Source organism: Pseudodonghicola sp., from assembly GCF_048268305.1.
Taxonomy (GTDB): domain Bacteria; phylum Pseudomonadota; class Alphaproteobacteria; order Rhodobacterales; family Rhodobacteraceae; genus Pseudodonghicola.
In genome coordinates this window covers 118,957-135,329 of the sequence record NZ_JBLWVT010000003.1, presented here as the reverse complement: position 1 = coordinate 135,329, position 16,373 = coordinate 118,957, and the positions used below count along the sequence as shown (strand labels likewise).

16 protein-coding genes are annotated in these 16,373 nt (G+C 65.2%); 7 read left to right on the top strand and 9 right to left on the bottom strand.

Going from position 1 to position 16,373, the window contains the following annotated elements:
• The first annotated feature begins 74 nt into the window (after window positions 1–74).
• From ACN0V4_RS06345 to ACN0V4_RS06335, 3 genes are all read left to right on the top strand, one after another.
• Window positions 75–782: a hypothetical protein gene (locus ACN0V4_RS06345; protein WP_417674155.1), complete on the top strand. Its 708-nt coding sequence runs from the start codon at window positions 75–77 to the stop codon at window positions 780–782.
• Between the two features lie 110 nt (window positions 783–892).
• Entirely contained in the window at window positions 893–1,654 is a 762-nt protein-coding gene (locus tag ACN0V4_RS06340; protein ID WP_417674153.1) for a DUF6478 family protein, read from the top strand.
• Between the two features lie 11 nt (window positions 1,655–1,665).
• Window positions 1,666–2,043: a hypothetical protein gene (locus ACN0V4_RS06335; RefSeq protein ID WP_417674151.1), complete on the top strand. Its 378-nt coding sequence runs from the start codon at window positions 1,666–1,668 to the stop codon at window positions 2,041–2,043.
• Here ACN0V4_RS06335 and ACN0V4_RS06330 read toward each other — a convergent pair whose 3' ends face one another.
• The 4 genes from ACN0V4_RS06330 to gpmI all read right to left on the bottom strand — a co-directional run bounded on the left by ACN0V4_RS06330 (window position 2,044) and on the right by gpmI (window position 7,038).
• Window positions 2,044–2,931 carry an alpha/beta hydrolase gene (locus ACN0V4_RS06330; RefSeq protein ID WP_417674149.1) on the bottom strand — a complete coding sequence of 296 codons (888 nt, stop codon included), beginning with the start codon at window positions 2,929–2,931 and terminating at the stop codon, window positions 2,044–2,046.
• A gap of 91 nt (window positions 2,932–3,022) precedes the next feature.
• The gene (locus ACN0V4_RS06325; RefSeq protein ID WP_417674147.1) at window positions 3,023–4,366 is read right to left on the bottom strand and encodes a S41 family peptidase; all 1,344 of its coding nucleotides are present in this window, start codon (window positions 4,364–4,366) and stop codon (window positions 3,023–3,025) included.
• Window positions 4,367–4,372: 6 nt separating this feature from the next.
• Window positions 4,373–5,524 (bottom strand): murein hydrolase activator EnvC family protein, encoded by a 1,152-nt coding sequence (locus tag ACN0V4_RS06320; RefSeq protein WP_417674145.1) that lies wholly within the window; start codon window positions 5,522–5,524, stop codon window positions 4,373–4,375.
• On the bottom strand, window positions 5,521–7,038 hold the full coding sequence (gene gpmI, locus ACN0V4_RS06315; RefSeq protein ID WP_417674143.1) for a 2,3-bisphosphoglycerate-independent phosphoglycerate mutase: 1,518 nt from the start codon (window positions 7,036–7,038) through the stop codon (window positions 5,521–5,523). Before gpmI ends, ACN0V4_RS06320 begins: the two co-directional genes overlap by 4 nt.
• A 205-nt stretch (window positions 7,039–7,243) precedes the next feature.
• On the opposite strand from gpmI, the gene ACN0V4_RS06310 reads away from it, so the two are divergent.
• Entirely contained in the window at window positions 7,244–8,089 is an 846-nt protein-coding gene (locus ACN0V4_RS06310) for an LOG family protein (RefSeq protein WP_417674141.1), read from the top strand.
• A gap of 36 nt (window positions 8,090–8,125) precedes the next feature.
• On the opposite strand, the gene ACN0V4_RS06305 is transcribed toward ACN0V4_RS06310, so the two are convergent.
• The 3 genes from ACN0V4_RS06305 to ACN0V4_RS06295 all read right to left on the bottom strand — a co-directional run bounded on the left by ACN0V4_RS06305 (window position 8,126) and on the right by ACN0V4_RS06295 (window position 10,351).
• Complete coding sequence (locus ACN0V4_RS06305) at window positions 8,126–8,335, bottom strand: hypothetical protein (protein WP_417674139.1); 210 nt, start codon at window positions 8,333–8,335, stop codon at window positions 8,126–8,128.
• Window positions 8,336–8,468: 133 nt separating this feature from the next.
• Complete coding sequence (gene rlmN / locus ACN0V4_RS06300) at window positions 8,469–9,674, bottom strand: 23S rRNA (adenine(2503)-C(2))-methyltransferase RlmN (RefSeq protein WP_417674137.1); 1,206 nt, start codon at window positions 9,672–9,674, stop codon at window positions 8,469–8,471.
• Window positions 9,675–9,808: 134 nt separating this feature from the next.
• Window positions 9,809–10,351, bottom strand: a complete 543-nt coding sequence (locus ACN0V4_RS06295; RefSeq protein ID WP_417674135.1) for an invasion associated locus B family protein — start codon at window positions 10,349–10,351, stop codon at window positions 9,809–9,811.
• A 194-nt stretch (window positions 10,352–10,545) separates the two neighbouring features.
• On the opposite strand from ACN0V4_RS06295, the gene ACN0V4_RS06290 reads away from it, so the two are divergent.
• Complete coding sequence (locus ACN0V4_RS06290; protein ID WP_417674133.1) at window positions 10,546–11,550, top strand: asparaginase; 1,005 nt, start codon at window positions 10,546–10,548, stop codon at window positions 11,548–11,550.
• A 118-nt stretch (window positions 11,551–11,668) separates the two neighbouring features.
• Here ACN0V4_RS06290 and clpB read toward each other — a convergent pair whose 3' ends face one another.
• Window positions 11,669–14,287 carry an ATP-dependent chaperone ClpB gene (gene clpB, locus ACN0V4_RS06285; RefSeq protein ID WP_417674131.1) on the bottom strand — a complete coding sequence of 873 codons (2,619 nt, stop codon included), beginning with the start codon at window positions 14,285–14,287 and terminating at the stop codon, window positions 11,669–11,671.
• Between the two features lie 253 nt (window positions 14,288–14,540).
• Here clpB and ACN0V4_RS06280 point away from each other — a divergent pair, with 253 nt between their 5' ends.
• Complete coding sequence (locus ACN0V4_RS06280) at window positions 14,541–14,807, top strand: hypothetical protein (protein WP_417674129.1); 267 nt, start codon at window positions 14,541–14,543, stop codon at window positions 14,805–14,807.
• Between the two features lie 101 nt (window positions 14,808–14,908).
• Complete coding sequence (gene pyrF / locus ACN0V4_RS06275; protein ID WP_417674127.1) at window positions 14,909–15,604, top strand: orotidine-5'-phosphate decarboxylase; 696 nt, start codon at window positions 14,909–14,911, stop codon at window positions 15,602–15,604.
• A gap of 248 nt (window positions 15,605–15,852) precedes the next feature.
• Here the strand turns inward: pyrF and ACN0V4_RS06270 are convergent, their stop codons facing one another.
• Window positions 15,853–16,287, bottom strand: a complete 435-nt coding sequence (locus ACN0V4_RS06270; protein WP_417674125.1) for an NUDIX hydrolase — start codon at window positions 16,285–16,287, stop codon at window positions 15,853–15,855.
• Window positions 16,288–16,373 lie beyond the last annotated feature (86 nt).

Genomic DNA, 16,373 nt, shown 5'->3' with positions numbered 1-16,373 from the left:
ATCGCCTCCGGCCGCCGGTTCCCCCCGCGGTCCGATCCTCTCGCCTGCGGGCGCCGCCGCGGTGACCAGGGTACATGAGCCGGACGCGGTACAAGGCCACGCTGACGGCCCTGGTGCTGGGGGTCCTGGTCGGCTGCACCGATGGGCTGCCCCCGACCGGCGGCTCGACCGAGCTGTCCAGCGCCACCCTCGCACAGGGGCCGCAAGGCAAGGTTCAGGCGACCGCACCGCCGGGCTATTGCATTGATCGCAAATCGCTCAGGAACACCCCCCGCGGCGGCTTTGCCCTGATGGCGCGCTGTGACACGCTCGGGGTGCATGGGCTCTTCTCGAACCGCAGGCTGGCGCTGATCACCGTGACCACGGCGCCGATGGGCGCGGACGACACCCCGCCGACGCTGGCCGATCTGCGCCAGTCGGTCGCCCCCTCCAAGGTGATCGAGACCCGGCGCGATGGGAACCTGTCGCTTGTCCGGTTGGCCGAGGATCCCGGCGCCGCCTCGGCACTGGCCGGAGAACATTGGCGCGGTGCCTTTGCGCTGAACGGCCAACTGGTGGCGCTGGCGATCTATGTTCCCAGCACCGCCCCGCCGCTGGGACATGAAGCCGCCGATCTTCTGGCCTCCGTCGCCAACCGCACCCGCGCTGCCAGCCCCTCAGCCGCGGCGCCAGCCTCGCCGACGAAACCCCGCCCCGCGCCGCTGCGACCAAGGAGCCGCGCGCCGGTCGAGAAGACCGCCGCCCCGGCCGCGGCCAAGCGCCGGAAGCAACCTCCGGGCTAAAAATTATTTCGGTGTCAGAGACAATTGCCGGTTTATTTCGATCCGTGCCTTTCGATAAACTAGCACCAATGACGAGTAGGCCCGACATATACCGGGCAAGGGAACCGGACATGGGCAGACTGCTGGATCGGATGGGTTTTGCGCGCCTCCTGCGCCGCTGGCGACATGCCGCGCGCGACGCTCAGGATATGCCGCTGCCCCAGCTCCGGCTTGAGCGCAACCGCGCGCGCGAATTGCGCACGCATCTGGACCGGCTGATCCATGTTGCCGACGGCCGGCTGGCGCTGCCACATATCGGCACCTCCTATTTCCCCCGCCCGCATGGCACCGACTGGGCCTGGCGGCCCGAACTCTGGCGCGGCCCGCTGCCGGTGCCGGGGCTGAGTTCGGTCAAAAGCCAGTCGATGCTGGGCAGCGAGGTGACGCTGTTTCACGATTGCAGCTATTCCGAACTGACCCTGCGCCAATTGCGCAACACGCGGGAGGCGGATCTCGCGGCCTATGGGCTCCGGCTCGATGTGTTCAGCTTCGACGGGTCCTTCCTGTCGCTGGTGATGGACCTGCCGACCGAGGCCACCCTCGGGCTGACGCGCGATCACATCCTGCGGGTCGGCGCCATCATCGAAGCCGAGAAACCGCTGGAGATCTTCGCCCGGCTGAACATCAAGCACGGGCCCAATACCGAACAGATCGTGCGGGAATTGCCGCTGAACGAGGAGGAGGTGAAGGTGGAATTCGACCTTGCCTATTCCCGGCTGAACGAAAAACGGATCGAAAAAATCTGGCTCGACCTGATCTTCGAGGCCCCCGAGATGAACCAAGTGGTGATCCGCGATCTGACATTCTCCCGGCGCCGCCGGGCCGCGATTTAGGAGCGCGAGCGATGAGCGATCTGACCCTGACCAAGATCAGCATGCGCAACCGCCGCTGGGAAGGCCGGCTGACCGGCGCCAAGGCCAGCGGTGCCCGCCCCGACGTGCGGGTCACCTATCTGGACCGCCCGGTCGACGGGATCGAGCTGCGTGAGAGCGAGGCGCCCGGAAGCTGGGATCTGATCGTGCCGGTCCCCGAGGAGGCGGTGGCCGATGGCGTCCATACCGTGCTGATCCGTGACGGCGCCACCGACGTGAAACTGGGCGACTTCACCCTGATCGCCGGCGAGATCGCCACCGACGATCTGCGCGCCGAGGTGGAGCTGCTGCGCGCCGAGCTTGATATGCTCAAACGCGCCTTCCGCCGCCATTGTCTTGAAACGATGTGATCAGTCCCGCGGAATGGCGATGAAATCGCTGATCGCCGCCGCCACCTCTGGCACCAGCGGCAGGCTGGGATCGGTATAGGTGGCGAACGGCTGGTCCGGCTGATCGGTCTTCAGCATGTGCGTCATCTGCGGCAGATCGAGCCGGTTGGCCTGCGGCATCGCCTGCGCCAGCGCATCGGCATCGACCGCGCCCACCTGCAGGTCGCGCCCGCCCTGCACGATCAGCACCGGCAATTGCACCCTCTGGGCCAGCTTGGCCGGATCATAGGCGAAAAGCTGGATCATGTAGCTTTGCAGCCCGGCCCGGAACAGCGGCCTGAGCGGCGGGCTGAGCGTTTCGGGGTCGATCATCGCCCCCTGCTCCAGCACGCCGATGGCGCTGTCCAGCTCGACCTCGAAGGGCGCATTGGCGGGGTTGGCGCGTATCTGTTCGCGCATCAGGACGCCGATCGGCCGCCCCGGTGTCGCCAATAGGATCAGCCCGCAGACCGGGGTCACCGCCTCGGCCGCATCATCCGCGGCGGCGGCCACCAGGGCCACCAGCCCGCCTTCGCTGTGGCCGGCAAGCCAGGAACAGGACTGGCCGCTGCGTGCGGCCAGGGCCCCGGCCCATTTGCCGGCATCCTCGGCATAGCCGGCGATGGTCGCCGAGTCGGCATCCGGCAGCGCGGCGGCGCTGTCAAACATGCCACGCTTGTCAATGCGCACGGTGCTGATGCCCTGCGCCCCCAGCGCCTCGGCCAGCAGCCGGTAACTGTCGGAGCGCACCCCCTGCGGGCTGTTGCCATCGCGATCAACCGGTCCCGATCCCGGGATGATCACCACCGCGGCCCGCGGATTGTCGGGCAGCAACGCCTCCCCGCGCAACGGGCCCGCGGGGCCCGGCACGGCGATCACCTCCGCCACCGCTGCGGTGGCGAAGAGACAGGCGGCGCAGGACGAAACCAGCGCCGCGCGGATCAGTCGCGCCGCCCGCAGATCACTGACCCGTGTTTTCGGTCGAGATCACCGACAGCCCCTTGAGGATGTCGATCGCATAGGCGAGCTGGTAATCCTCGTCGCGCAGCCGTGCGGCGGCCTCGGCCTTGGCGCGATCGGCTTCGATCTGGCGGATCTCATCCTCGGTCAGGCTGTCGTTGGTCAGCCGGCCACGCAGATCGGCCTCGGACCGGGCGCGGGGCCGGGTCGGATCCTCGGTCGCGGGTTCGGCGGCGCGGCGGGGCTGTTCGACCACGATATCGGGCGACACGCCCAGGGCCTGAATCGACCGCCCCGAGGGGGTGTAATAGCGCGCCGTGGTCAGCCGCATGGCCCCGTCGCCCCTCAGCGGCATCACGGTCTGCACCGACCCCTTGCCGAAGCTCTTGGTGCCCACCACGATGGCGCGGTGATGATCCTGCAGCGCGCCGGCGACGATTTCCGAAGCCGAGGCAGAGCCGCCGTTGATCAGCACCACGATCGGCTTGCCCTCGGCCAGATCGCCGGGCGTGGCATTGAACCGTTCGCCATCCGCAGGGTTGCGACCGCGGGTCGAGACGATCTCACCGCTGTCGAGGAAGGAATCCGACACCTTGATCGCCTGGTTCAACAGCCCGCCGGGGTTGTTGCGCAGGTCGAGCACGATGCCGTTGATCTTGTCGATGCCACCGGCGGCCTTGATCTGCTCGGCCAGCCCGGATTCCAGGTTCGGCGTGGTCTGATCGTTGAAGGTGGTCACGCGCAGAACCACCGAACTGCCCTCGGTCCGGGCGCGCACGGCGGTCAGCTTGATGGTATCGCGGGTGATGGTGACATCGAAGGGTTCTTCCTCGCCCTCGCGGACCACGGTGATGACGATTTCCGAGCCGACCGGCCCGCGCATCATCTCGACCGCCTGGTCCAGCGTCAGCCCCAGCACGCTTTCACCGTTCACATGGGTGATGAAATCGCCAGCCTCGATGCCGGCCTGGGCCGCCGGGGTGCCATCCATCGGCGAGACCACCTTGACGTAGCCGTCTTGCTGGGTGACCTCGATGCCCAAACCGCCGAATTCGCCGCGGGTCTGCACCCGCATCGCGGCGGCATCATCTGGCGATAGATAGCTCGAATGCGGATCGAGCGAGGTCAGCATGCCGTTGATCGCCGCCTCGATCAGCTTGGTATCATCCACCGGCTCGACATATTGCGAGCGGATGCGTTCGAAAATGTCACCGAACAGATCGAGCTGTTCGTAGACGTTCGAGCTGCGCGCGCTTTCCTCGGCCAGCAGCGGCCCGGCCACCTGCGTGGTCGCGACGATGCCGGCCACCGTGCCGCCCAGCGCGGCCATCACGAACTTTCTCATATGCAGTCATCCATCCTTGTCGGTCCGGAACCATGTTTCAGGATCCACCGGGCTACCGCCCTCTCTGACCTCTATATAGAGCGTTTCCGAACGCTCAGCGCCAGAGCCATCACCGCTTAGTGACAAAATCCCCCCGATTTCGGGGACCGCGCCGCCCATCAGCCCGACAGGGGTTCCCGCCGGGATCACCTGCCCCGCCTCGCCATAGACCTCGGCCAGGCCGGAAAGGATGATCAGCATATCGGGCTGAGGCTCCAGAATCACCACATTGCCGAGGTCGAGCAAGGGGCCGCGATAGCGAATCGTCGCCGCCGCCGGGCTGGTCACCAGCGCGCGCGGGCGGGTGCCGACCACGATGCCCGGCCGCTTGATGCCGGCGGCGTCGGGAGTTCCGGCCTTATGCAGGATCACCCCCAGCACCGGCATCGGCAGATCGCCCTTCTGATCCGAGATATCGCTGTCGCTTTCGGCAATCGGCTTGTCCGACATCTCTGACAGCCCGCTGGCGAAACCGTCGAGCGTTTCGGTCGAGGAGATCAGGATCGCGGTGCGGATCGGATCGGCGGTGAAGCGGCGCGGCAGATCGGTGCGATCGGCGATCGCCTGGCTCAGCTCGGCCCGGGCCTGCTGCACCCCGGACAACCCCTGCTCCAGGGTCTTAGCGGCGCTTTGCTGCAGCACGCGCAGGGTCTGCACCTCTTCCAGATCCTGGCGCAGGATCTGCGCCTGGGTGTTTAGCTCGGGCGTTACCTCGGCCAGGATCATGGCCGAGCGGGCGCTGCCCACGGGGCCCTGCGGATGCAGCATCAGCACCGGCGGCGGCGATGTTTCGATGGTCAGCAGCACGCCCATGAGCTGGGCGATATCGCCCTCGCGCGCCTGCAGTCGCCGGCTCAGCTGCGCCTCGCGGATGGCGGCGCGGCGCAGCCCGTCGCGCATCGCCTCAAGCCCCGCCTCATAGGCGCGCACCGTATCGGTCAGCGCCTTGACCCGGTCGCGGGCGTCAACCGCCCCTTGCAGCGCCAGCGCCGCCTTCTGCAACTGCTCCGAGGCCGCGCGCGCCGCGGCGGCCGGATCCTCCGCCCCCCCGGCCACGGCCACGCCGGCCCAGAGGGCAGCGGCGAAGGCAGTGGCGCTGAGGCGGCGGAGCAATCTCATTCCAGCAGGCTTTTCCCAGTCATCTCTGCGGGTTGCGGCAGGCCCATCAGCTCAAGCAGGGTGGGCGCCAGATCCGCCAGCCGGCCGTTATGCAGCTTGGCCCCCACCGGCCCACCGACCAGGGCCACCGGCACCAGGTTCAGCGTATGGGCGGTATGCGGCCCCTTGGTCTCGGGATCCCACATCTGTTCGCAATTGCCGTGGTCGGCCGTCACGATCATCGCGCCGCCGGCCTTTTCCAATGCCGCAATCGCCCGCCCCAGGCCGGTGTCGACCGCCTCGCAGGCCTTGATCGCCGCCTGCAGATCGCCGGTGTGACCGACCATATCCGGGTTGGCATAGTTCACCACGATCAGATCATAGCCCTCCCCGATCGCCTCGACCAGCTTGTCGGTCACCTCGACCGAAGACATCTCGGGCTTGAGATCATAGGTCGCCACATCGGGCGATTTCGGCATGAAGCGATCCTCGCCCTCTTCGGGTGCCTCGGTGCCACCGTTCAGGAAGAAGGTGACATGCGGATATTTCTCGGTCTCGGCCAGGCGGAACTGGCGCAACCCCTGCTGCGCCACCCAAGAACCCAGCGTGTTGACGATGTCGCGCTTGGGGAAAACCGTATCGAAATAGGCATTATGCTGCAGCGAATATTCGACCATGCCCAGCAGCGCCGCCCACTTCGGCCGCACGCCGGTGTCGAATTCGGCAAAGCCCGGCTCGCCGATGGCGCGCAGGATCTCGCGGGCGCGGTCGGCGCGGAAGTTCAGGCAGAAGAAGCCGTCGCCATCCTTGGCCCCCTGGTAATCGCCCACCACCGTGGCGCCGATGAATTCATCGGTCTCGCCATGTTCATAGGCCTGGTCAATCGCCGTATGGGCCGAGGCGGCATGCCGCCCCTCGCCCTTGACCATGGCGTTATAGGCCTCGGAGACCCGGCCCCAGCGATTATCGCGGTCCATCGCATAATACCGCCCGATCACCGTGACGATACGGGCCCCCTCGGGCAGATGCTCCTCAAGCTCACGCATGTACTCAAAGGCCGATTTCGGCGCCACGTCGCGGCCATCGGTCACCGCATGCAGCGCCACCGGCACGCCATTGGCGGCAATGGTGCGAGCGGCGGCGGCGATATGGTTCAGGTGCCCGTGCACCCCACCATCCGACACCAGCCCCATCAGATGCGCGGTGCCCCCGGTGGCCTTCAGCTTGGCGATGAAGGCCAGAAGCGCGTCGTTCTCGAAGAACGAGCCATCCTCGATCGACAGGTCGATCTGCCCCAGGTCCATCGCCACCACCCGGCCGGCGCCGATATTGGTGTGGCCCACTTCCGAATTGCCCATCTGACCGGTCGGCAGGCCCACATCGGGGCCATAGGTGATCAGCGTCGCATGCGGCCCCTTCGACATGATCGCGTCGAAATTGGGCGTCCGGGCCTGGGCCGGCGCATTGTTTTCGACCTCGTCAGAAAGACCCCAGCCATCCAGAATACACAGCACAACGGGTTTGGGGGCGGTCATGGGGAAACTCCGTTACAATTGGTTCCCCGCCTTCTACCGCCAGAGCGGGCCGGGGTGAACCGGATTTCGCATCGCCCAGCCCGGCAGGTCCGGCACGATATTGCCGCCACAGACCAGCGCCGCCCCCGGTGCGCCCGGCGCCGCCACTGGCGTTCGGGTCGCGAAACGGCTAATCCTTGGGCGTTTTTCCATATTGGACAAGTTTATGAGCGAAGACCGCATCAGCGTATTCCGCGACGCCAACAGCGACCGGACCACCACCCAGCAGATCCCCGATACCGCGCAAAGCCGGTCGCCGTCCTACCGCCTGGCCTTTGCCGATGACGACTTTCTGCTTCGCGACGAACTGCGCCCGGTGCGGCTGCAGCTCGAACTGCTGAAGCCCGAACTGCTGCTGACCGAACGCCAGATCGAAAGCACCATCGTGCTGTTCGGCGGCGCCCGGATTCCGGAACCGGCGCAAAAGCACACCGCCCGGACCAAGACCCTGGCCGAGCTGTCGGCGTTCTATGACGAGGCGCGCGAATTCGCCCGGCTGATGACCCTGAAATCCATCGCCACGAAGAACCGCGAATTCGTGGTGACCACCGGCGGCGGCCCCGGCGTGATGGAGGCCGGCAATCGCGGTGCCGCCGACGCCGGCGGCATCTCTGTCGGGCTCGGCATCGTGTTGCCGCACGAACAGGCGCCCAATCAGTACGTTACGCCCGAGCTGACCTTCAATTTCCACTATTTCGCGATCCGCAAGATGCACTTCCTGATGCGGGCGCGGGCGATCTGCATCTTCCCCGGCGGCTTCGGCACCCTGGATGAGATGTTCGAATCTCTGACCCTGATCCAGACCGGCCGGATGGAGCGCGTGCCCTTCCTGCTGTTCGGCCGCGCCTTCTGGGAAAAGGTCATCAACTGGGAGGCGCTGGCCGACGCCGGCACCATTTCGCCCCAGGATCTAAGCCTTTTCCGCTTTGTCGACACTGCGGCCGAAGCCGCCGAACTGATCGAGAGCTGGGAACCGGCGCCGGCGCGCAGCGAAATCCCCGGGCGGAGCTGAGCCCCAAGCCTCTGCCCCGGATCGGCCGACGTGGCCTCAGTGAAGCTGCGTCGGCAGAAAGCCCAGCTCGGTGTTCTGCGGCAGCTTGGTCACCATCTGGCGCCCCGCCACATCGGTGATCGCATAGCCATAGCCCATCAGCCGGAATTTCCATTCCCGCGGGCTCAAAGCCTTTTCGCGTTCCCGCATCAAAAGCTCCAGAACCGGGGCCTCGACCGGGGTCATGCGGCAAATAACCTGTGCCATAATCGTTTCCTCTACGCTTGCTACTGTTTGCAGTATGGAAACTGATTGTTGATGGCGGCTTAATTGCACCGAGAATGGGGAATTTTGGGGGCAGCCTTCGGGATCGTCCCCGAAGGCACGGCAATACCAGGGCCTACTTGGCGATCCCGGCCTCAGCCTCGATCTGCTTTCGCGACTTGCGGGCGCGTTCGGTCGCCGATTTGAGCTGACCGCAGGCGGCCATGATGTCCTCGCCCCGCGGCGTGCGAATCGGGCTGGCATAGCCAGCCTTGTAGATGATGTCGGCAAAGGCCCGGATGCGATTGTTCGATGACCGCTTGTAAGGCGCGCCCGGCCATTCGTTGAAGGGGATCAGGTTGATCTTGGCCGGAATCCCGTGATCCTTGATCAGCTTGATCAGCCGATGCGCGTCCTCGTCAGTATCGTTCACCCCGTTCAGCATCACGTATTCGAAGGTGATCCGTTCCGAATTGGACACCTTGGGATAGGTCGCCAGCGCGTTCAAAAGTTCGTCGATCTTCCAGCGCTTGTTGATCGGGACCAGAACGTCGCGGGTCTCGTCGGTCGTGGCGTGGAAGGAAATGGCAAGCTGACAGCCGATTTCCTCTGCCGTGCGGGCGATCTCGGGGACGACGCCGGATGTCGACAGGGTGATGCGCCGGCGGGACAGCTGAATGCCCTCCGGATCCATCGCGATCTTCATCGCGTCGCGCACGTTGTCGAAGTTATAGAGCGGCTCGCCCATCCCCATCAGCACGATATTGGAGAGCAGCCGCGTTTCATCCTTGGGCGCGCCGGGCACCGGCCATTCGCCCAGATCGTCGCGCGCCATCATCACCTGGCCGATGATCTCGCCGGCGGTCAGGTTGCGCACCAGCTTTTGCGTGCCGGTATGGCAGAAGGAACAGGTCAGCGTGCAGCCCACCTGAGACGAGACGCAGAGGGTGCCGCGATCCTCTTCCGGGATATAGACCACCTCGACCTCGTGCCCGCCGGCGATGCGCACCAGATATTTGCGGGTACCGTCCTGGCTGACCTGGCGGCTGACGACCTCGGGGATCTCGATGGTGAAATTTTCCGCCAGCAGGGCGCGGTAGGGCTTGGCCAGATTGGTCATCTGCGCGAAATCGCGCACGCCCCATTGATAAATCCATTGCCAGATCTGGCCGACCCGCATCTTCGCCTGCTTCTCCGGCGTGCCGGCCTCGATCAGGGCGACACGCATCTGATCGCGGGTCATCCCCACCAGATTGGTCAGACCGGCCTCCGGCAGCTTGCGGGGGATGGTCATCACGTCCTGGGTGATCGGCGCGCTTGCGGATGGGGAAACAGAGGACATGGACACGGCTTTCGCGGTTACGGGAACGGATTTTCCGGGCAGATCGCCCCTATATAGGGTTTTACGCCAGAATCAAAAAGATTTCGCCCGCGCAATTGCACGAGCGCCCCATGTCGCCGATCCGCCCGCAGGGCTTACTTGCAGCGCCCCTGAGCATCCTCGAGCGCAGCGGTGAACCCCTGCAACGAGAAGGTATCCTTGGTCTGCGTGCCACGTCCCGACCGCGCCGTCAGCACCGCATTGGCGCCGCGCTTCATCGCCGCGATGATCTTGGCATCATCCGCCTCGCTCGCCGGCCAGGCCCATTCGCCTTCGGTGAACAGTTCGAACTGCTCATCGCCAACGGTCAGGTTCACGGTCGATCCCTGAGCAAAGGGATAGCCGCCGGTGAAGGTCACCTGCCCCGTCACACCCGCCGCGGGGCGGAAGAACACGAACAGCAGAATATCACCACGCCGCGCCGCAACCACGCGGCCATCCCGCGTGTTGACCGTTTCCTTGGGCGCCGAAACGCTCCAGCATTCTTTCGGGTCTTTCTCGACGAAAACACTCCAATCGGTCTTGGCGGCGACCCGATTGGTGCTTTGATCCTGCGCGGCGGCGGGCAGTGTTCCAGCGAATGTGGCCATTGTGGCCAAGAACAGACCCGCGATGATACGGGCGTGTTTCGATCCCATTTGTCCAGCCTCCAGACTGTCCTTTTACCTCAATTGCTCTGGCGCGCCCGCGGCCTTTTGAACCGTCTATCCCACGCGCAGCCATTGCTTGCCGACTTAGGCACAGTAACGTAACTTGCGCCACGTGCGAAAGGGCGATTGGCAGAAATTCGCCGTATTCCCAAGCAAAAAGTTACATTTTGGCGGAGCGTCACATGATCAACCCAGTTCCCATGGCAGAAATCTGGCGCGCCGATCTGCTCGAAAGCCTGCACCTGGGGCATGCGGTGATCTGCGATGACAGCGGCCAGATCGTGCAGGCCTGGGGCGATCCCGAGGCGCTGATCTATCCCCGCAGTTCCTGCAAGATGATCCAGGCCCTGCCGCTGGTGACCTCTGGCGCCGCCGCGGCCTATGGGCTGAGTTCCGAGCGGCTTGCGCTTGCCTGCGCCTCGCACAACGGGGCCGAGATCCACACCAGCCGGGTCCGCGCCTGGCTCAGGGATCTGGAGCTGGGCGACGATGACTTCCGCTGCGGCCCGCAGATGCCCGACGACCAGGAGGCGCGCTATGCGCTGATTCGCGGCTATGACGCGCCCTGCCAGTATCACAACAACTGTTCCGGCAAGCATTGCGGGTTCCTGACCCTGTCGCAGCATCTGCGCGCCGGCCCGGAGTATGTCGAGATCGACCACCCGGTGCAGCGCGCCGTGCGCGAGGCTTTCGAAGAGGTGACCGGCGCCACCAGCCCCGGCTATGGGATTGACGGCTGTTCCGCCCCGAATTTCCAGACCACGCTTGTGGGGCTGGCCCGCGCCATGGCCTGGTTCGCCTCGGCCCAGGACCGCAACGACACCCAAAGCCAGGCGGCGCAGCAACTGGTCGCGGCGATGATGGCGCACCCCGATCTGGTCGCCGGCGAGGGCCGGGCCTGCACCGAGCTGATGCGCGCGATGGAGGGCCGGGTTGCGGTCAAGACCGGGGCCGAAGGCGTCTTTGTCGCCATTGTCCCGGAAAAGAAGCTGGGTGTCGCCCTGAAAATCATCGACGGCGCCAGCCGCGCCAGCGAGGCGGCGATTGCGACGCTTCTGGTGACGCTTGGCGTGCTCGACCCCGGCCATCCGGCGGCGATCAAACGGATGTCGCCGCTGCTGCTGAACCGCAGGGACATCGAGGTCGGCCAGATTCGCGCCGCCAAAGGGCTGCAACGCCTCGGCTGAGCCGCTCGCGATCAGGGACTGCCCCCGGAAAGGCGTCAATCTCTGCTGTGCCCCCTCGAACAGAAAAGGCCCGCCATCTCTGACGGGCCTTTCCGAAATGTTCAGACCATCCAGGTCCTTAGTGCAGCACGACGTCCTCGGGCTTGGCGGCGCTGCCGCCGCTCAGCCGATCGCCGATGATCAGCCCGGCGGGGCCGGCGGTGACCGGGATGGTGTCGCCATCCATTACCTCGCCCGACAGCAGCAACTCGGCCAGCGGGTTCTGCAAGGCGTTCTGGATCACCCGTTTCAGCGGCCGCGCGCCGAACACCGGATCATAGCCTTCGTCCGCCAGCCAGGTTTTCGCCGACTCGTCCAGCTGCAGCGAGATCTTCCGCGCCGCCAAGCGTTTCTGCAGCCGCAAGAGCTGGATGCTGACGATGCCGTCCATATTCGCCCGGCTCAACCGATCGAAGATGATCGTCTCGTCCAGACGGTTCAGGAACTCGGGACGGAAATGCGCCCGCACCGCGTCCATCACATCGACCTTGGCCTCTTCGCTGCTGGCCCCTTCGGGCAGCATGCTCAGCGCCTGCGAGCCGAGGTTCGAGGTCAACACGATCAGCGTCTGCTTGAAGTCGACCTTGCGGCCCTGACCATCGGTCAGCACCCCGTCATCAAGCACCTGCAACAGCACGTTGAAAACATCCGGATGGGCCTTTTCAACCTCGTCGAACAGCACGACCTGATAGGGCCGGCGCCGCACCGCTTCGGTCAGCACACCGCCTTCGTCATAACCGACATAGCCCGGAGGCGCGCCGATCAGACGGGCGACCGCGTGTTTCTCCATGAACTCCGACATGTCGATGCGGACCATCGCGGTGTCGTCGTCAAAGAGATATTCGGCCACCGCCTTGGTCAGCTCGGTCTTACCGACGCCGGTCGGCCCGAGGAACAGGAAGGAGCCCAGCGGCCGGCTTTCGTCGTTCAGACCGGCCCGCGCCCGGCGCACCGCATTGGCGACGGCCCGAACGGCGGCATCCTGACCGATGACGCGCTTGTGCAGTTCCTCTTCCATCTTGAGGAGCTTTTCACGCTCGCCCTCAAGCATCTTCGAGGTCGGGATCCCGGTCCAGCGTTCGACCACAGCGGCGATCTGTTCCGGCCGCACGGCCTCTTCGACCATCTTGCCGTCACCCTCGACGCCATCGGTCTCGGACAGCTGCTTTTCAAGCTGCGGGATGACCCCATAGGAGAGTTCCCCCGCCTTGGCGAGATCACCGTTCCGTTTGGCGATATCCAGATCGGCGCGGGCACGGTCAAGCTGTTCCTTCAGCTCACGCGAGGAGGCCAGCTTGTCACGTTCCGCCTGCCATTGCGCGGTCAGCCCGGCCGAACGCTCCTGCAGGTCCGACAGCTCCTTCTCGAGCCGTTCAAGCCGGTCCTTCGAGGCGGTATCGTCTTCCTTCTTCAGCGCCTCGGCTTCGATCTGAAGCTGCAGGATATGCCGGTCGATCTGGTCCAGCTCTTCGGGCTTGCTGTCGACTTCCATCCGCAGACGGCTGGCCGCCTCGTCCACCAGGTCGATGGCCTTGTCCGGCAGGAACCGGTCGGTGATATAGCGATGCGACAGCGTCGCCGCCGCCACCAGCGCCGAGTCGGAAATCCGCACCCCGTGGTGGAGTTCGTATTTCTCCTTGATGCCGCGCAGGATCGAAATGGTGTCCTCGACCGTCGGTTCCTCGACCATCACCGGCTGGAACCGGCGGGCAAGGGCCGCGTCCTTTTCGACATATTTGCGGTATTCGTCGAGCGTGGTGGCACCGATACAGTGCAGCTCCCCCCGGGCAAGCGCAGGCTTGATCAGGTTGGCCGCGTCCATCGCGCCATCGCTTTTCCCGGCACCGACCAGCGTGTGCATCTCGTCGATGAACAGGATGACCTGACCGGCGGCAGCCTCGATTTCGCTCAGGATGGCTTTCAGCCGTTCCTCGAACTCACCGCGGTACTTCGCCCCGGCGATCAGCGCCCCCATGTCCAGCGCCAGCAGCTTCTTGTTGCGCAGCGATTCCGGCACGTCACCGTTGACGATGCGCAGCGCGAGCCCCTCGGCGATAGCGGTCTTACCGACACCCGGCTCCCCGATCAGCACCGGGTTGTTCTTGGTGCGGCGCGACAGCACCTGCATCGAGCGGCGGATTTCCTCGTCCCGGCCGATGATCGGGTCGATCTTGCCCTGTTCGGCGGCCTCGGTCAGGTCGCGGGCATATTTCTTCAGCGCCTCATAGCCTTCTTCCGCATTGGCGGTATCGGCGGTGCGGCCCTTGCGAATATCGTTGATCGCCTCGTTCAGCTTCTGCGCGGTCACCCCGCCGGCGTCCAGCGCCTCCTTGGCGGCGGATTTCACCATGCAGAGCGCCATCAGCACCCGTTCGACCGGCACATAGCTGTCGCCGGCCTTCTTGGCGATCTGCTCGGCCTCGTCCAGCACCTTGGCGGTCTGGCCGTCAAGATAGACCTGGCCGGCGTCACCGCTGACCTTCGGCATCTTCTTCAGCGCAGCTTCGACAGATTCGACCACGCGGGCAGGTTCCCCACCGGCGCGGGCGATCAGATTGCTTGCCAGCCCCTGATCATCATCCATCAATGCTTTGAGCAGATGTTCCGGCACCAGCCGCTGGTGCCCTTCGCGCATCGCGATCGTCTGCGCTGCCTGCACAAAACCGCGTGCACGCTCAGTGAACTTGTTCAAGTCCATGAATCTCTCCTTTTTCAAGCGCCCGTGGTGTCGGCGCCCGCTTCGCGGCACGCCATCTATTGGGCCTTGCCCTCCAATTTGGGATGCCCCGACAGCAGTTCAAGACCTCGTGAACAAGGATTTTGACTATCCTGCCAACCAGTTATCGGACTGCCCCGAGAAACCCCGCACCTTGCCATATTCTCGCTCGATTTAGGCACGAGGATGGCGACACCATCATAACAGTCAAACTCTGAATCTCCGAGGCAAAGCGATGCAGATCACCGATATCGAGATTTCATGCCTGTCCTTTGACGCCGCCCGCGGCCTGCACACCGCCAATGTCGGGATCGCCTTCGCCGACCGCTTTGTCGTTCTGTTCTGCTCCGCCGCCCTGCCCGGCGGCGCCGGTGACGAAGACCGCGATTTCGCGCTGACCTACGACGCGCTGCGCCAGCTGCGCCGGATGCCGGAATTCCGCAGTGGCCAGGCCCACTTCGAACTCCCGCCGCTCGCCAACCCCCTCCCACTCGCCGCCTGATCGCGGAACCGGCACGGGCAGCGTCTCGGGCACTCTCGCGGCTCTTGTCCCAAGGGCCTGCGCGGCATAGAGAGGCCGCGCAGCCGCAAAGGAGAGCCCCGATGTCCGACGACCGCCTGATTGTCGCCCTTGACGTGCCGAACGCCCTACAGGCCCTGGCACTGACCGAAAAGCTGGGCGACGCCGTCAGCTTCTACAAGATCGGGCTGGGGATGCTGACCGGCGGCGGGCTCGGGCTTGCCAACGAGCTGATCGCCGAACAGGGCAAGCGCGTCTTTCTGGACATGAAACTGTTCGACATCGGCGCCACGGTCGAGGCCGCGGTACGGGGCCTTGCGCAATTCGATCTGGATTTCCTCACCGTCCACGGCGATCCGCATGTGGTGCGCGCCGCCAAGGAAGGCGCTGCCGGCAAGGATCTGAAGATCCTCGCTGTCACCATCCTGACCTCGCTCGACCGCGCCGACCTTGACGAGGGGCTGATCCGCGCCGGCGACATTCCCGAACTGGTGGCCGAACGCGCCGCCCGCGCTTTTGACGCCGGGGCAGATGGCGTCATCGCCAGCCCGCAGGAAGCCGCGATGATCCGCGCCCTGCCCGAGGCGGCAGGCCGGCTGATCGTCACCCCCGGTGTGCGCCCGACCGGAGCCGCCCTTGGCGATCAAAAGCGTGTCGCCACCCCCGCCAGCGCGGTTTCCGCCGGCGCCGATCATATCGTGGTCGGCCGCCCGATCTGGCAGGCTCCCGACCCGCGCGCTGCCGCCCAGGCCATCGTCGACGAATTGGCCACGCTCTAAGCCGCGCGCCCTTTCCGGCTATCGGCTGAGCTTCCGTGACGGCAGCTCAGCTTCTGGATGTGCCCCAAAAAGCACATGTTAAACATCTGTTTTCAATATGTGAGTTTCCACACTTCCCAGATCGCCGATCTTGAGCGAGTCTAAATCCCGAGACACTCCCCGACGAACCGTCTTCTTCCTGTGGTTCGTTACCTCCCCCCGCCTCAGCAGCGGGGGGTCTTTCCGACCAGGGGGTGGAAAACCCCGGGTCACCCCCTCCCAAGCGCGAGATAGTGAGAGAGCTGCTCTGCGAAATGCGGCACCGCCAGCGGATGGGCGCAATAGTCGCGCGGCGCCATCAGCCGCCACTCCTGTCCCTCGTCGCCAAGCCGCACCTGGTCGACCCGAAGGGCGGGCAGATGCGCGGCAAAGAACCAGACCCGCCCGTTCGGCCTGAGATAGCTGGTGCCCCAGGTCACGTCTTCGGGCGCCAGACTCAGCCCGACCTCTTCCTGCGTCTCGCGCAGGGCGCAGTCGATCGGGGTTTCCTCCCCCTCGCGGCCGCCTCCCGGCAGATCCCAATAGCCGGGCCAGGGAATGTCAGGCTTGTCGTCGCGCAGGATCACCAACAGGTCGGAGCCGAGAAACAGCGCCAGTTTCGATCCCGCAAAACCGCCGAACAGGGGCGCATCCTGGTTTGTCATGATGACTGTCGCTCCCTTCCGCCCTATTCTGCTCATTGTCTCACAGACTAGATATGCAGCTCTGCCCCCTTTCGCCAGCCCTTGCC

What these genes read in the sequence shown, in the direction of transcription:
- ACN0V4_RS06335 (WP_417674151.1), top strand. Translation starts at nt 1,666, where the DNA reads ATGAGCGATCTGACCCTGACCAAGATCAGCATGCGCAACCGCCGCTGG.
- ACN0V4_RS06310 (WP_417674141.1), top strand. Translation starts at nt 7,244, where the DNA reads ATGAGCGAAGACCGCATCAGCGTATTCCGCGACGCCAACAGCGACCGG.
- ACN0V4_RS06290 (WP_417674133.1), top strand. Translation starts at nt 10,546, where the DNA reads ATGATCAACCCAGTTCCCATGGCAGAAATCTGGCGCGCCGATCTGCTC.
- rlmN (WP_417674137.1), bottom strand. Translation starts at nt 9,674, where the DNA reads ATGTCCTCTGTTTCCCCATCCGCAAGCGCGCCGATCACCCAGGACGTG.
- ACN0V4_RS06270 (WP_417674125.1), bottom strand. Translation starts at nt 16,287, where the DNA reads ATGACAAACCAGGATGCGCCCCTGTTCGGCGGTTTTGCGGGATCGAAA.
- ACN0V4_RS06320 (WP_417674145.1), bottom strand. Translation starts at nt 5,524, where the DNA reads ATGAGATTGCTCCGCCGCCTCAGCGCCACTGCCTTCGCCGCTGCCCTC.
- ACN0V4_RS06305 (WP_417674139.1), bottom strand. Translation starts at nt 8,335, where the DNA reads ATGGCACAGGTTATTTGCCGCATGACCCCGGTCGAGGCCCCGGTTCTG.
- clpB (WP_417674131.1), bottom strand. Translation starts at nt 14,287, where the DNA reads ATGGACTTGAACAAGTTCACTGAGCGTGCACGCGGTTTTGTGCAGGCA.
- ACN0V4_RS06295 (WP_417674135.1), bottom strand. Translation starts at nt 10,351, where the DNA reads ATGGGATCGAAACACGCCCGTATCATCGCGGGTCTGTTCTTGGCCACA.
- gpmI (WP_417674143.1), bottom strand. Translation starts at nt 7,038, where the DNA reads ATGACCGCCCCCAAACCCGTTGTGCTGTGTATTCTGGATGGCTGGGGT.
- pyrF (WP_417674127.1), top strand. Translation starts at nt 14,909, where the DNA reads ATGTCCGACGACCGCCTGATTGTCGCCCTTGACGTGCCGAACGCCCTA.
- ACN0V4_RS06345 (WP_417674155.1), top strand. Translation starts at nt 75, where the DNA reads ATGAGCCGGACGCGGTACAAGGCCACGCTGACGGCCCTGGTGCTGGGG.
- ACN0V4_RS06325 (WP_417674147.1), bottom strand. Translation starts at nt 4,366, where the DNA reads ATGAGAAAGTTCGTGATGGCCGCGCTGGGCGGCACGGTGGCCGGCATC.
- ACN0V4_RS06340 (WP_417674153.1), top strand. Translation starts at nt 893, where the DNA reads ATGGGCAGACTGCTGGATCGGATGGGTTTTGCGCGCCTCCTGCGCCGC.
- ACN0V4_RS06280 (WP_417674129.1), top strand. Translation starts at nt 14,541, where the DNA reads ATGCAGATCACCGATATCGAGATTTCATGCCTGTCCTTTGACGCCGCC.